Origin of the sequence: Kitasatospora sp. NPDC001603 (genome assembly GCF_040298365.1) — a bacterium.
Taxonomy (GTDB): domain Bacteria; phylum Actinomycetota; class Actinomycetes; order Streptomycetales; family Streptomycetaceae; genus Kitasatospora.
In genome coordinates, this window is sequence record NZ_JBEPAA010000123.1 from 1 (window position 1) to 15,157 (window position 15,157).

Annotated in this window: 11 protein-coding genes; 7 read left to right on the forward strand and 4 right to left on the reverse strand. The window is 74.2% G+C overall.

Features of this window, described 5'->3' with window-relative positions; all coding sequences use genetic code 11:
* The first annotated feature begins 369 nt into the window (after nt 1-369).
* From ABT263_RS37030 to ABT263_RS37050, 5 genes are all read left to right on the forward strand, one after another.
* Nucleotides 370-969 (forward strand): class I SAM-dependent methyltransferase, encoded by a 600-nt coding sequence (locus tag ABT263_RS37030; RefSeq protein ID WP_352297861.1) that lies wholly within the window; start codon nt 370-372, stop codon nt 967-969.
* A gap of 200 nt (nt 970-1,169) precedes the next feature.
* Entirely contained in the window at nt 1,170-2,801 is a 1,632-nt protein-coding gene (locus ABT263_RS37035) for an MFS transporter (RefSeq protein WP_352297864.1), read from the forward strand.
* Between the two features lie 128 nt (nt 2,802-2,929).
* On the forward strand, nt 2,930-3,631 hold the full coding sequence (locus ABT263_RS37040) for a hypothetical protein (protein ID WP_352297866.1): 702 nt from the start codon (nt 2,930-2,932) through the stop codon (nt 3,629-3,631).
* A 93-nt stretch (nt 3,632-3,724) separates the two neighbouring features.
* Nucleotides 3,725-4,513 (forward strand): DNA alkylation repair protein, encoded by a 789-nt coding sequence (locus ABT263_RS37045; protein WP_352297868.1) that lies wholly within the window; start codon nt 3,725-3,727, stop codon nt 4,511-4,513.
* A gap of 48 nt (nt 4,514-4,561) precedes the next feature.
* Entirely contained in the window at nt 4,562-6,742 is a 2,181-nt protein-coding gene (locus ABT263_RS37050) for a molybdopterin-containing oxidoreductase family protein (RefSeq protein WP_352297871.1), read from the forward strand.
* 39 nt (nt 6,743-6,781) lie between these two features.
* Here the strand turns inward: ABT263_RS37050 and ABT263_RS37055 are convergent, their stop codons facing one another.
* Nucleotides 6,782-7,729 (reverse strand): helix-turn-helix domain-containing protein, encoded by a 948-nt coding sequence (locus tag ABT263_RS37055; protein WP_352297874.1) that lies wholly within the window; start codon nt 7,727-7,729, stop codon nt 6,782-6,784.
* Between the two features lie 100 nt (nt 7,730-7,829).
* Here ABT263_RS37055 and ABT263_RS37060 point away from each other — a divergent pair, with 100 nt between their 5' ends.
* Nucleotides 7,830-8,861, forward strand: a complete 1,032-nt coding sequence (locus ABT263_RS37060; protein WP_352297877.1) for a saccharopine dehydrogenase family protein — start codon at nt 7,830-7,832, stop codon at nt 8,859-8,861.
* 20 nt (nt 8,862-8,881) lie between these two features.
* Here ABT263_RS37060 and ABT263_RS37065 read toward each other — a convergent pair whose 3' ends face one another.
* The 3 genes from ABT263_RS37065 to ABT263_RS37075 all read right to left on the reverse strand — a co-directional run bounded on the left by ABT263_RS37065 (nt 8,882) and on the right by ABT263_RS37075 (nt 11,597).
* Nucleotides 8,882-9,289: a nuclear transport factor 2 family protein gene (locus tag ABT263_RS37065; RefSeq protein WP_352297880.1), complete on the reverse strand. Its 408-nt coding sequence runs from the start codon at nt 9,287-9,289 to the stop codon at nt 8,882-8,884.
* Nucleotides 9,290-9,603: 314 nt separating this feature from the next.
* Nucleotides 9,604-10,068 (reverse strand): rhodanese-like domain-containing protein, encoded by a 465-nt coding sequence (locus ABT263_RS37070; RefSeq protein WP_352297883.1) that lies wholly within the window; start codon nt 10,066-10,068, stop codon nt 9,604-9,606.
* 104 nt (nt 10,069-10,172) lie between these two features.
* Nucleotides 10,173-11,597 (reverse strand): helix-turn-helix domain-containing protein, encoded by a 1,425-nt coding sequence (locus ABT263_RS37075; protein ID WP_352297886.1) that lies wholly within the window; start codon nt 11,595-11,597, stop codon nt 10,173-10,175.
* A 308-nt stretch (nt 11,598-11,905) separates the two neighbouring features.
* On the opposite strand from ABT263_RS37075, the gene ABT263_RS37080 reads away from it, so the two are divergent.
* The gene (locus ABT263_RS37080; RefSeq protein ID WP_352297889.1) at nt 11,906-15,088 is read left to right on the forward strand and encodes a M28 family peptidase; all 3,183 of its coding nucleotides are present in this window, start codon (nt 11,906-11,908) and stop codon (nt 15,086-15,088) included.
* Nucleotides 15,089-15,157 lie beyond the last annotated feature (69 nt).

Genomic DNA, 15,157 nt, shown 5'->3' on the forward strand with positions numbered 1-15,157 from the left:
GGGGGGCGGGGGGCGGCCCCGCCGCCCCCCGGGCCGGCACCCCCCGCGCCCCCCCCCCCCCCCCCCCCCGGGCGCCGGGCCGGGGCGGGGGGGGGGGGGTCCGCCCCCCGCCCCCCCCCCCGTCCGCCACCGGCACGTCACACCGGCCGCCGACCTCCCGCTGCGGGCCAACTGGCCGCGCTACGAGGTCTACCGGGGCTCGCCCGTGCTCACGCCCGGGCACCCCGAGGTGATCGGCTGGTACGCCACCGCGGCCTCCTCGGCCGGCGCCGTGGGCGGCAGCCACCTCCCCCCGCGCACGCCCGCCGCCGGCGTGCCCCGCCGGCCGTACGGTGCGGTCCGGCGCGCCTCCGGAAGGGGTCAACGACCATGACCATGACGACCACGATGAACTGGGACCGGGCCTACAAGGCCGGTGATCACCACCAGTACTGGGAGCTCAGCGCCCCCTCCCCCGACCTGGTCGGCTTCCTCGCCGCCACCCCGCCCGCGCCCGGCGCCCGGGCCCTGGACCTCGGCTGCGGCACCGGCTGGGACACCGTCGCGCTGGCCCGGGCCGGGTACCGCGCGACCGGCGTCGACATCAGCGGCGAGGCCGTCGGCATGGCCGTCGCGCGCGCCGCCGAACTGGGCCTGGACATCGAGCTGTCGGTCGGCGACGTCCGCGGACTCGACCTGCCGGACGAGGAGTTCGACCTGCTGGTCGACCGCGGCTGCTTCCACCACCTCGGCCCGGACGACCGCGACCGCTACGCGGCCGAGGTGGCCCGGCTGCTGGCCCCCGGCGGCCTGCTCTACCTGCGCGGGAGCCGGCAGGAGATGTTCCCCTTCAAGCCGGTGGACGCCGCCTCGCTCGCCCGGCACTTCCCCTCGGACCGGTTCAGCACCGGCCCGTTGATGCCCTTCCAGCTCCACACCGACGTCCTCCAGCTGGACGCCAACGCGGTGGTCCTGCGCCGCGCCGACTGACTCCGGGGCGGCCCCCGCCGCCCGCCGGCGCGCCCGTGCGGCGCGACCGCCACCCTCGCGGCGCACCGCCGCGACCACCCCTCGCGATCCGTTTCGCGCCGGCCTGACCGAGACCGGCGGACATTCCGTGCTTCCCCGTTTCCGGAGCCCGATGCCCGCTTCGTCCGACGGCTTCCGGCGCTCCAAGAAATGAGCCACCTATGCCCACCCCGCAAAGCCGGGACAAAAGTCCCTGGCTCATCCTCGGCGTGCTCAGTATGGGCTTCTTCATGACGCTGCTCGATATGACGATCGTCAATATCGCGCTGCCCCATGTGATGACCGGAGTACACGCCTCGCTGGACGAGGGCCTGTGGGTGTTCAGCGCCTACATCCTCGGCTACGCCACCCTGCTCATCGTCGCCGGCCGGCTCGGCGACCTGTTCGGGCCCCGACGGGTCTACCTGTACGGCCTGGCGGTGTTCGTGGTCGCCTCCTGCGTGTGCGGGGTCGCCCCCAACGCGGGCGTGCTGATCGCGGCCCGGGCCGTCCAGGGCATCGGCGGGGCCATGCTCGCCCCGCAGATCCTGCCGATCGTCACCATGGTCTTCCCGCCCTCCAAATGGGGCGCGGCGTTCGGGTTCACCGGCGCGCTCTCCGGGCTCGCGGTGCTCACCGGGCCGACCCTGGGCGGGGTCATCGTCAGCTACCTGGACTGGCGGTGGATCTTCTACCTCAACCTGCCGATCGGCATCGCCACCGCCTACCTGGTGCTGCGGCACGTCCACGACTACCGGCCGGGCAAACGCCAGCCGCTCGCCGTGCTGCCCACCGCCCTGCTCGTCCTCGGCCTCACCGCGCTGGCCTTCGGCCTGATCGAGGGCGAACGCCTGGAGTGGAACGCCACCGCCTGGGCGGCGATCGCGGCGGGGCTCCTGGTCCTGACGTACTTCGTCCTGGACCAGCGCAGGCACCAGCGGTCCGGCCCGCTGCTCCCCTTCGACCTGCTGCGACTGCGCAACTTCGCCTCCGCCAACATCATCGCGGCGATCATGGGCTTCTCGATGCTCGGCGCCTTCCTGCCGATCTCGCTCTACCTCCAGACCGTGCTCGGGATGTCCCCGCTGCGGGCCGGCTTCACCATCGCCGCGATGCCGCTCACCTCGGCGCTGGTCGCCGGGGTCGGCGGCAAGCTCTCCGACCGCGGCTCGGGCAAGGCCGTCATCCTGACCGGGCTGGCCTGCTTCACCGCCGGGCTGGGCTCGTTCATCCTGGTCACCGGGACGGACACCAGCACGCTCCAGCTGATCGGCCCGTTCGTGCTGGCCGGCCTCGGCATGGGCCTGGTGTTCTCGCCGCTGTTCAGCGTCGGCATGCGCCAGGTCCCGCCGCCGCAGGCCGGGGTGGCCTCCGGACTGGTCAACACCGCCCAGGAGATCGGCGGCCTGCTGGCCAGCGCGGCGATCGGCGCGATCCTGTCGCTGCGGCTCTCCAGCGGCCTGCGCGGCTGGGTGAACGAGCAGGCGCTCGCACTGCCGCCGGAGGCCCGGGAGGGCTTCAAACGGGCGTTCGCCCCGCTCACCGACGGCGCCCTGAAGATCGGCAGCGGCGGTCCGCCGCCCGCCCTGGCCGGGGCCGACCCGGCGCAGGCGGCCAAGGTCCAGGGCGCCTTCGCCGAGGCCTTCACCAGCGCCATGCACAGCGGACTGCTCCTGCCGGTGGGCCTGCTGGCCGTCGGCTGGGTGGCCGCCCTGCTCCTCATCCGGGACGTCCCGGCACCGGCCTTCGGAGCTCCACGACCGCCCGCCGCCAGGGCCACGGGCAGCGCCCCGGCGGCGGCCGAGAAGGCCTGAGGCCACCGGACCGGTGGCCCCGCGCCACCGACCGACGTCCCCCGTCCACCATCCACCCACCACCTACCGACCCGAACCGCATCCGACCGGTCCGCACCGGCGGAACGAACAGACCGAGGAGTCATCCGATGTCCCAGTCCCCCGTGGTGCTGTCCACGCACATGATGGCGACGTACATGGTCAAGCCCGGCTGCGCCGAGCAGGCCCGTGACATCATCGCCCGGCACTGGCCCACCCTGAAGGCGCACGGCCTGGTCACCGACGAGCCCGCCACCGTCTACCACAGCGAGAGCGAGCACGGTCCGGTCTTCTTCGAGATCGTCACCTGGGTCGACGAGAACGCGGTCAGCCGCGCCTTCAACACCCCGGACGTCAACGCGATCTGGCAGGAGATGGCGGCGATCACCGAGGCCCGCGAGGGCCGGCCGCCGGTCGACTACCCGATCGTGCACCGGATGGGCTACTTCCAGGACGAGCCCGACCTCCCCGAGGAGGACGCCTACACCGGGCTCGCCCACTACCTCGTCCGCCCGGACAAGGTCGCCGAGTTCCACGAGCTGATGGCCCGTGACTGGCCGACCCTGCGCGACGAGAAGCTGACCACCGGCGACCGCGCCGTCGTCTACTTCGGCGAGGACGCCACCGGCCCGTTCTTCCTGGAGATCGTCCGCTGGTACGACCAGCAGGGCCCCAGCATCGCGTACCGCAACGACAAGGTCAGCGCGATCTGGCAGGACGTGTTCCGCTACACCGAGGGCCGCAGCGGCCGCCCCGCCTCCGAGTACCTGTGGGCCGGCGAGCTCCGCTACCCGTACCACGACGCCGACTGACGTAACGTCAACACCTCAGAGAACGATCAGCGTTCGGACGGGCCGGGGCGCCGCCCCCGGCCCGTCCGGCCCCGTCCGACCGGAGCATCCTCGGTGACCCGCAAGACCCCCCAGACCTTCGACACCCCGCCCGCCCCCGTCCTGGCCGACCGGCTCAGGTCCGAGCTGGAGGACAGCGCCGTGCCCGGCCGGGCCGACGGCGAGAAGGCCTACCTGAAGAGCCGGCTGGAGCACATCGGCGTACCGCTGCCCGCCATGCGCACCGTGGTGCGCAACTTCGTCCGCCGCCACCCCGGGCTCGACCGGGACACCCTGCTGGAGCTCACCGAGGAGCTCTGGGCCCCGCCCGTCCACGAATCGCGCTCCTGCGCCGCGCTGCTCCTGGAGAGCCGCTCCGACCTGCTGGTCCGCGAGGACACCGGCTACCTGGAACAGCTGCTGCGCGAGTGCGAGACCTGGGCGCACGTCGACCTGATCGCCCCCAAGGGCGCCGGCGCCCTGCTGCTGCGGCTGCCGGAGACCGCCGAGGACTTCCTGCGCTGGAGCCGGGACGACCACCAGTGGGTACGGCGCGGCGGCATCCTGTCCTACCTGCTGGCCCTGCGCGACCGGGGCGAGTTCCCGCACTACTTCGCCGCCTTCGGCGAACTCGCCGACCCGCTGCTGACCGACTCCCGGTTCTTCGTGCGCAAGGCGCTGGGCTGGGCCCTGCGCGAGGGCGCCAAGCACCACCCCGAGGAGATCGCCGACTGGCTGCGCGCCCGCCTGCCCCGGGTCTCCGGGCTCACCCTGCGCGAGGCGATCCGGCCGATCGACGACGACACCTGCCGGAGCCTCCTGCAGGAGCACGCCGAACTCGGCGGGCGCCGACCGCGCGGCTGACCGCCCGCGCCGCGCCCGGCCGCCACCGCACACCGCCCGGAGGCCCCCATGACCACGCACAGTCCCGCCGACCGGCACCGCCGGCCGCTCCCGGTCGTCCAGGTGCTCGCCGAGGACGGCCGGCACCGGACGATCTGCCGGATGTGCCACGGCGGCTGCGGCGCCGTCGTGACCGTCGACCAGGGGCGGCTGACCGCCATCGAGGGCGACCCGGAGAACCCGAACAACCACGGGTTCCTCTGCGCCAAGGGCCGCGCCTCGCTGGAGCACCTCAACCACCCCGACCGGCTGACCACGCCGCTGCTGCGCACCGGGCCGCGCGGCAGCGGCGAGTTCCGCCCGATCGGCTGGGACGAGGCGCTGGAGCGGACGGCCGTCGCGCTCGACCGGGCCCGGATCGAGCACGGCCCGGAGGCGGTGGTGCTGGCCCAGGGCACCGACCGCAACTACCAGGAGTGGCTCTTCCGGTTCGCCAACAGCTTCGGCACGCCCAATGTGCTCGGCCCGGCGCACGTCTGCTTCTACCCGAGGGTGATGGCCGGCATCCTCACCGCGGGCGGCTTCACCTTCTGCGACTACGAGGGCCGGCCCGACCTGGTCCTGGTCTGGGGCTCCAACAAGGCGCTCACCCACGGCGACGGGGTGATCGGCACCCGGCTGCTCGCCTCCGTCCGGGACGGCTCCCGGATGATCGTGATCGACCCCCGGCGGACCTCGCTGGCCGCCCGCGCCGAGCAGTTCCTCCAGGTCCGCCCGGGCGGGGACGCGGCGCTGGCGCTGGCGATGATCCACACCGTGATCGAGGCGGACGCCTACGACCACGCCTTCGTCGAGAAGTACACGGTCGGCTTCGAGGACCTCGCCGCCCACGTCGCCGACTGGACGCCGGAGTCGGTCGCCGAGCGGACCGGCGTGCCGGCCGACCTGATCAGATCGGCCGCCCTCGCCTACGCGGCCGCGCCGAGCGCCGCGATCGAACTCGGCACCGGGCCCCAGCAGCACCGCGACTCCTTCCACACCTGCCGGGCGGTCCTGCTGCTCTCGGCGATCTGCGGCAACCTGGACCGGCCCGGCGGCGACGTCCTGTGGGACCCGCCCGGCATCGACGGCCGCCGGTCCTTCCCGCGCGCCGAGCTGCTGGCGCCCGAGCAGGCCGCCAAGCGCCTCGGCGGCGACCGGCACCGCATCCTGGCGATGTCCGGCTGGGCCCACCCCGGCTCCGTCTGGGACGCCGTGCTCGAACCCGGCGCCCCGCACCCGGTGACCACCATGCTGGTGCACGGCAGCAACCTGCTGCTCAACTACGCCGACTCGGACCGCGTCCGGCGGGCCCTGGAGCGGCTGGACTTCCTCGCTGTCGCCGACCTGCGGCTCACACCGACCGCCGCCATGGCCGACGTCGTCCTCCCGGTCGGCGGCTGGCTGGAGCGGGACCAGATCGTCGAGCACGCCCACTACGTCGCGGCCCGCCGGGCCTTCGCCACGGTCGGCGACACCCGCTCCGACGAGTGGATCCTCACCGAACTGGCCCACCGGCTGGGCCTGTCCGCCGACTTCTGGCCGGACGCCGCGGACTCCCTGGACACCCGGCTGGAGCCGATCGGCATGGACTGGCGGCAGCTGGCCGAACTCCACTACCGGGCGACCCCGCTGGAGTACCACAAGTACCGCAGCCGCGGCTTCGGCACCCGCAGCGGCAAGGTCGGGCTGCGCTGCGACGCCCTGCGCGCCTTCGGCTACCCGCCGCTGCCCACCCCCGGTCCGCCGGTCGGCAGGCCGGAGGACGGCCCCTACCTGCTCACCTCGGCGCACTCGGCGTTCTACTTCAACTCCGAGTTCCGCGACCTGCCCTCGCTGCGCTCCAAGGAGCCCGAGCCCCGGCTGGAGATGCACCCCGAGGCCGCCGCCCGCGAGGGCCTCGCCGACGGCGAGTGGGCGGAACTCGCCACCCGCACCGGCCGCATCCGGCTGCGCGTCCTGCTCACCGACCGGATCGCCCCCGAGGTGGTGATGGCCCCCGCCGCCTGGTGGTACCCGGAGCGCGGCGCCGACGGCGGCTGGCGGGAGGCCAACGTCAACCTGCTGACCACCAACGAGGACGAGAACGCCGAGATGGGCTCCTCCACCTTCCGCGGCCTGCGCTGCACCGTCACCCGCGCGGCGGACCAGTCCCCGGCCCCGGGCGGACCGACCGCCGCCGCGGCGGGTCCGCGGGCCCCGGGGCGGTGAGCCCGGCCGTCCCCCGGGCCGGTGGCGGGCGCCGACCGGTCAGCCGGCCCTCGCGCTGCGGAACGCCTCCCGGTAGCTGTTGGGCGGGACGCCGACGATCCGCTTGAACTGGCGCCGCAGCGTGGTGGCCGTCCCCATCCCGGTGGCGACGGCCACCGCCTCGACGCTCTCGTCGGTGGCCTCCAGCAACTCCTGGGCCCGGCGGACCCGCTGGTTCAGCAGCCACTGGAGCGGTGTCTGCCCGAGCACCGACCGGAACTGCCGGCCGAGGTTGCGCGGGCTGGTGTTCGCCCGCCGCGCCAGGTCGGTCACGGTCAGCGGCCGGTCCAGCCGCTGCTGCGCCCAGGCGAGCACCTGGGTCAGCGGGTGGTCGCCCGTCGCCTGCACCGGCGTGGCCACGAACTGGGCCTGACCGCCCGTGCGGTGCGGCGGCATGACCAGGCGACGGGCGACCGAGTTGGCGATCCCGGCGCCGTGGTCGAGGTGGATCAGGTGCAGGCAGAGGTCCACGGCCGCCGCCTTGCCCGCGGAGGTGAGCACGCTGCCGTTGTCCGTGTAGAGCACGTCCGGGTCGACCACGGCCAGCGGGTGGCGGGCGCTCAGCTCCGCGGTGCGGGCCCAGTGGGTGGTGGCCCGCCGGCCGTCCAGCAGGCCCGCCGCGCCGAGCACGAACGCGCCGGTGCAGAGCGAGGCCACCCGGGCGCCGGCCCGGTGCGCGGCGCGCACCGCCTCGACCAGCTCCGGGGGCGGCGGCTCGTCGACGTCGGCCCAGGCGGGCACGATCACGGTGTCGGCGTCCACCAGGCGGTCCAGCCCGTGGTCCGGCTCGACGACGAACGGGCCGACCCGTACCGGCCCGGGCCCGCAGAGCACCACGTCGTACCAGCCGTCCACGGCCTCGCGCGGAGGATTGCCGAAGATCTCGTAGGCCACCCCCAGTTCGAAGTGCAGCAGGTTTCCGGTGGTCGGCAGCGCGACAGTGGGCATGTCCGAAAGTGTACGGGTGTTGTCGTTCCGGACCATCACACCCGGGCCCCGCCGGCGACCAGACTGAGGGTCGGCAAGACGACGAGAACGGGGAACAGCGATGGGTACGACGGCTGCGGTGGTGGTCTACGGCGCGACGGGGCACACCGGTCGCTTCATGGTGGCCGAGTTGCGACGGCGTGGCTTCGCCCCCGTCCTCTCCGGTCGCAACGCGGCCCAGTTGGAGGCGCTGGCGGCCGAGTGGCCCGGTGCCGAGGTCCGGCCGGCCACCGTGGACGACCCGGCCTCGCTGGACCGCGCCCTCGCCGGGGCGGCGGCGGTCGTCAACTGCGCCGGACCGTTCGCGGTGACCGGCGGCCCGGTCGTCGAGGCCGCGATCCGCGCGGGGATCCCCTACGTCGACGTCGCGGCGGAGATCGAGGCGAACGCCGCGACCTTCGCCGACCACGCGGACGCGGCCCGGGAGGCCGGCACCCCGGTCGTCCCGGCGATGGCCTTCTACGGCGGCCTGGGCGACCTGCTGGTCACCGCCGCGATGGGCGAGTGGACCTCGGCGGACCTCGTGCACGTCGCGTACGGGCTGGACAGCTGGCACCCCACGCCGGGCACCCGGGAGGCCGGCCGGGTGTCCCACGAGCGCCGCGCGGGCCGCCGGGTGAGGTTCGCGGACGGCGCGCTGCGGTACCACGACGACGCGCCGTCCGAGCAGCAGTGGACCTTCCCCGCGCCGCTGGGTGCCCGCGCGGTGCTCGGGGAGTTCACCATGGCCGACGTCGTCACGGTACCCAGCCACCTGGCCGTGCCGGAGGTCCGCACCTACATGACCGTCGAGGCCGCGGGTGACCTCGCCGGCCCGGACACCCCGGCCCCGGAGGCGGTCGACGACCTGGGCCGGTCGGACCAGAGCTTCGTCGTCGACGTCCTGATCGAGTCCGGCGGGGTCGGGCGCCGGGCCACCGCCCGCGGCCGGGACATCTACGCGATCACCGCCCCGCTGGCGGTGGAGGCCGTCGAGCGCCTGCTGACCGGCCGGAGCCGCACCACCGGGGTCGCCTCGGCCGGCGCGATGTTCGACGCGGCGGACTTCCTGCGGGCGCTGGGCCCGCACCTCTCGGTCGAGCTCCCGCACTGACGCCGCCCGCCCGTCCCCCGCTACGCCTCACCGGCGCGCAGCGGGTAGCGGGGGACGGAGCGGCGGTGGGCGATCCGCCAGCCGTCCCCGGTGCGGACGTAGACGTCGAACCAGTCCCCGTTGTGGACCGTCCCGTCGAACTGGATCGCCAGGTAGCGGCTGTGGCCCCGGACGGTGCCGTCCGGCTCGACGGTGAGCACGCTGTCCAGGGTGTGCTGGTCGGGGGACCGGCTGCCGAGGTCGCGGCTGAACACCCCGATCTTCTCCAGTCCGCTGAACACCGCTCCGGTGCGGGCGAGTTCGAGCACTCCGTCAGCGGTGAAGACCTCACCCAGCGCCCTGGTGTCGGCATTGTCGAAGGCGTGCGGGAAGCGGGCGAGCAGCTGGCGGATCTGCTCGGCGTCGGTCGGGGACAGGTCGGCGGCCATGCGGTCTCCTCGGCAGGGAAGTCGGGGCGGGGGTCCGGCGCCCGGACCTCGACCGCACCGGTGACCTGACGTCGCGTCAGCGGAGTGCGCCCCGGTGACGGGACTGCCGGCCGGGGCCCGCGGCCGACGTTCTCCGCCGCCCGATTCTAGGAACGCCGGGACGATCTCTCAACGGCCGGACCGGGGATTCGGCGGCCTCGGGGCATTCCGAAAACCGCACGCCACAGGAGCGAAACACGGCCGCCACATTGACCCGTGGAACGCCTCTGCGACCCGCCTGCCGGCCGACCGGCCCGGCGCCGGGCGCACCGGCCTCAGCAGGCGCAGGAGATCCCGGAGCGCGGGGCGGTCAGGTCGTCCACCGGCCGCTGCTCGCTGCCGTGGTCGGTGTCGTAGGCGAAGCCCTCGCGGACCCAGTACTCGAAGCCGCCGAGCATCTCCTTGACCGGGTGGCCGAGCCGGGCGAACGCGAGGGCCGCCCGGGTGGCGCCGTTGCAGCCCGGACCCCAGCAGTAGGTGACGACCGTGGCCGAGGGGTCGATCAGCAGCGGCGCGAGTTCGGCGATCCGGGCGGTGGGGATGTGCACCGCGCCGGGGATCCGGCCCTGTGCCCAGGCCGCCTCGCTACGGGAGTCGACCACCACCACACCGGGGACGCCGGCGGTCAGGTCGGCGTGCACGTCCGAGACGTCGGCCTCGAAGGAGAGCCGGCCGAGGAAGTGCGCGGCGGCGACGGCCGGGTCGGCGGCGGGGACGGTGAGAACGGCGCTGGCGGTCATCGGGGTGCTCCTCGCACTCGTACCGGGGCCCGCCCTGTTCGGCGGTGGTCCGATCCTCGCCCGGCGGGGCCGGCGCCCACGAGCGGCGTGATCGCCCGCCTTCGTCAAGATACCGCCAGCCCGTGGGCGCCCAGCCGGATGCGCAGCCCGCGCAGTTCGTGGCGGGCGAGGGCGGGCAGCGCGGTCGCCTCGTCCAGGACCGGGGCGAGCAGTTCCACGGCGGTCCGCAGGTCATGGGCACACAGGTGGCAGTCGGCCATCCGGATGGTGAACAGCAGCCGGGTGGAGGGCAGTTGGTCCGGGGCCAGCAGCCGCAGCGCGGTGTCGGCGGCGTCCACGGCGCGCAGCGCCAGCCGGTGGTCCCCGACGGCGGCGGAGGCGTCGCGCAGTGCGGCGGCGGCGGCCGACTCGACCCGCAGCCGCATCGAGGCGATGGAGAGCCAGGGCGCGTCGGTCTCGTCGTGCTCGCCGATGTGGTCGAGGTGCAGCCGGGCGCGGCCGATGTGCCGGACGGTCGCGCGGACGTCCCCCGCCAGGGCGTGCGCCCGGGCCTGGCCGATCTGGGACATCGCGCCGGCCCAGTGCCGGCCGGGCGCGGCCCGGGCGATCTCGCGGGCGTAGCCGAGCGCGGCGGCCGGATCGCCGTCGAGCCGGGCGAGGGTGCTCATGTCGCTCAGCGCGGCGACCTGGGTGGCCGGGTCGTCGGCCAGTTCGGACCAGGTGAGCGCGCGGTCGAAGCAGGCCATCGCGGTGGCGTTGCGGCCGTGCTGCATCCGCAGCCCTCCGGCCGCGTGCGCGTACTCGGCGGCGAGCCGGGCGAGCGCCTGGCGGGCCCGGGCGTCGGTGGTGCCGCCGAGCCGGCGCAGGATCGCCCGCAGGGTCTCCTCGACGGCGGCGGTGCCGGGCCCGGCGGGTGCCTCGCCGGCCCGCAGGTGGGCGGCGAGCAGGCCGGTGAGGGCGTGCGCGGTGTCGGCGTCCAGCGGCGGCGCGGCGTCCGGGTCGGCGGCGCAGAACGCGGCGTGCAGGGCGGCGAGTTCGGCGGCCTCGGGGACGGCGCAGCCGGCCGCGCCGTGCATCGGGCAGAGCAGCCCGTAGTCGGGGAGCCGGCGGGGCGGGCCGCCGGCCGCGAGCGGCGGCAGCGGCGAGGGCGGGGCGGCGGGGCCGCCCGGCAGTGGCGGGCGGGCCCAGCCGGCCGGTCCGGACGGGGCCGGCGGGGCGGCCGGGGTGGCCGGGGCGGGCCGGTCCCACTCCCCGGCGTCCCCCTCCTCGGCCCGCAGGCAGGCGGTGCGCAGTTCGCCGCCGGCGCCGAGCAGACCGTCCAGCCGCTCGGCGATCCGCGGGGTGGTCCGGCGGGCGCCGTGTTCGAGCTTGCTGACGGCGGTGTGGTCGTAGCCGATCTCGGCGCCGAGCTGCGCCTGGGTGAGGCCGGCCCGGCGGCGCCAGTGCCGCAGCCGGGCGCCGAAGGCGCGCCAGAGCGGGTCGGCCGGCGGCGGACCGACGGACGGTACGTCGGTGTGGCTCCGGTGCACGGGGCTGCCCTCCCGAGTCGGTTCCGGTCCTTCCGATGGACAGGACGGTACTGGACCGGGCGGGCTCCGTACATGAGGTGGTCTCAACCTCTTGGTCTCAACCTCTTCACAAAACCCGCAGCTTGACAGAACTTGCCAACTGCACGGAAGCCATGCCGCAGCCGTTGACCAGGGCATGACGGCATGTGAGTGTTCCGGCACCCGAGCGCGGACGCCCGCAACGGCCGTCCCCCGATGCGGCCCCGCGGTGAGCGCCAGACAGGCACGTCGTCCGCGGTCGAGCACCCCCACGTTCGAGGAGCCTCGGAATGAAACGCAGATTACTGACGGCGGGAACCACCCTGACCGTCCTGGCCGGCATGCTGACCGCCACCGCGGTCGGACAGGCCGCCGCCCAGCCCGGCCCGGCCGTCAGCGCGCCGCCGAGCGCCCTGGCCGCCGCCGTCTCCGCCGCCGACCAGGCGGCCGCGGCGGGCCTGGACGCCCTGGCCAAGGGCCCGGGCGAGACCTACGAGCGCCAGTCCGTCACCCCGTGGCTCGGCGGCCTCTACTCCGTGGCCTACGAGCGCACCTACCAGGGCCTGCCGGTGGTCGGCGGCGACGCCGTCGTCATAGCCGACGGCCAGGGCAAGGTCCGCGGCCTCCAGTCCGCCGCCACCGGTCCGGTCGGCGGCCCGACCAAGGCCGCGATCAGCGCCGCCCAGGCGGAGAAGACCGCGCGCACCCGGCTGGCCGCCGTCGACGGCGTCGACACCCGCCGCCTGGTGGTCAAGGTGCAGGACGGCACCGGGCGGCTCGCCTGGGAGACCGTGCTCACCGGCCGGACCGGCGCGGCCCCGAGCCGGCTGCACGTCTTCGTCGACGCCCGCACCGGCGAGGTGATCGACAGCTACGACGACGTCAAGGCCGGTACCGCCAACAGCAAGTGGAACGGCCCGGCGCCGGTCACCATCAACACCACCGCCTCGGGCAGCACCTACTCGCTGCGCGACCCGAGCCGGTCCGGGCTGAGCTGTGCGGACTACAGCTCCGGCCAGGTGTTCTCCAAGTCCAGCGACTCCTGGGGCACCGGCAACCCGACCAGCAAGGAGACCGGCTGCGCCGACGTGATGTTCGCGGCGCAGAAGGAATGGGACATGCTCCGCGACTGGCTGGGCCGCAACGGCCACAACGGCAACGGCGGCAGCTGGCCGGTCAAGGTGGGCCTGAACGACGTCAACGCCTACTGGGACGGCTCCTCCGTCTCGATCGGCCACAACAACGCCAACGAGTGGATCGCCTCCATCGACGTGGTCGGCCACGAGTTCGGCCACGGCATCGACCAGTACACGCCGGGCGGCGCCAACAACGAGAACGGCCTCGGCGAGGGTACCGGCGACATCTTCGGCGCGCTGACCGAGGCGTACGCCAACGAGCCGTCCCCGTACGACAACCCGGACTACACCGTCGGCGAGATGATCAACCTGGTCGGCAGCGGGCCGATCCGCAACATGTACAACCCCTCGCTGGTGGGCAACAACCCCAACTGCTACTCCTCCTCGATCCCGAGCACCGAGGTGCACGCCGCGGCGGGCCCGCTGAACCACTGGTTCTACCTGCTCTCCGAGGGCTCCAACCCGGGCGGCGGCAAGCCCACCAGCCCGACCTGCAACAACTCCTCGGTGACCGGCGTCGGCATCAAGGACGCCGGGCGGATCTTCTACGGCGGCATGCTGCTCAAGACCAGCGGCATGACCTACAAGAAGTACCGGGTCACCACGCTCACCGCGGCCAAGAGCCTCGACCCCGGCTGCGGCCTGTTCACCCGCACCAAGGCGGCCTGGGACGCGATCAGCGTCCCCGCCCAGAGCGGCGAGCCCACCTGCACGCCGTCCGGCACCAACGACTACTCGCTGCTGGTCAACCCGACCGCCGGCTCCGTGCAGCCCGGCGCCGCCACCAGCGCCACGGTGAGCACCGCGGTCACCTCGGGCACCGCCCAGGCCGTCAACCTGGCCGTCTCCGGCGCCCCGGCCGGCGTCACCGCCTCGGTCAGCCCGTCCTCCGTGCAGGCCGGCTCCTCCGCGACGCTGAACGTCTCGGCCTCCTCCTCGGCCACCCCCGGCACCTACGTGCTCACGGTGACCGGCACCGGTTCCGCCACCCACAGCGCGCAGTACACGCTGACGGTCGGCAACGGGAACCCCAACCCCGGCGTGCCCGACGTCAGCGTCGCCAACGTCCAGGCGCACCTCGCCCAGCTGAACACGATCGCCTCGCAGAACGGCGGCAACCGCCGGGCCGGCTCGGCCGGCCACAGCCAGTCGCTCGCCTACATCAAGGGCAAGCTGCAGGCCGCCGGCTACACCGTCAGCGAGCAGACCTGCACCTCCTGCACCTACAGCTCCAACAACCTGATCGCGGACTGGCCGGGCGGCCCGGCCGACCAGGTGACCATGTTCGGCGCCCACCTGGACAGCGTCGCCGCCGGCCCGGGCATCAACGACAACGGCTCCGGCTCCGCCGTCCTGCTGGAGAACGCGCTGACCCTCGCCCAGCAGAACCCCACCCTGACCCGGCACGTCCGGTTCGCCTGGTGGACGGGTGAGGAGCAGGGCCTGCAGGGCTCGCAGCACTACGTCAACCAGCTGGGCTCCACCCAGCGCAGCGCCATCAAGGGCTACTACAACTTCGACATGGTCGGCTCGCCCAACGCCGGCTACTTCATCAACAACATCGGCTCCGCCACCTCCGCCCCGATGAAGGCCTACTGGGACTCCCTGGGCATCCAGCCCGAGGAGAACGTCGAGGGCCAGGGCCGCTCCGACGACTACTCCTTCCAGCAGGGCGGCATCCCCACCTCCGGCTACGCGGCCGGCGCCAGCGCCGTCAAGACCCCGGCCCAGGCGACCAAGTGGGGCGGCACCGCCAACCGGGCGTACGACTCCTGCTACCACCAGGCGTGCGACACCACCAGCAACATCAACGCCACCGCCCTGGACCGCAGCGCCGACGGCGTCGCGTACACCCTGTGGAAGACCTCGGTCGGCACCGGGCCCATCCCGACCAACGACTTCTCGGTCGCGGTGAACCCGACCACCGGCAACGCCCTCCCGGGCGGGAGCACCAGCGCCACGGTCTCCACCGCCACCACCTCCGGCTCCGCCCAGACGGTGAACCTCACCGCCTCGGGCGCGCCCAGCGGGGTCACCGTGTCGGTCAGCCCGTCCTCGGTGCAGTCCGGCTCCTCCGCGACGCTGAACGTCTCGGTCGGCTCCGGCGTCCAGGCCGGCACCTACACCATCACGGTGACCGGTACCGGCTCGGCCACCCACAGCACCACGTACTCGCTGGTGGTCGGCACCGACCCGGGCAACCCGGGCGGCACCTGGACGCCGGGCACCACCTACAGCGCGGGTGACGTGGTCACCTGGAACGGTGTCAGCTACCGCTGCATCCAGGGCCACACCGCCCAGGTCGGCTGGGAGCGCCGGTCGGGTTGTTGGGGTTGATGACGACGATGGCCTTGGTGCGGTGGGTGATCTTGGCCGCGATGTCGTCGAGGTCCGGGTACCAGTCCG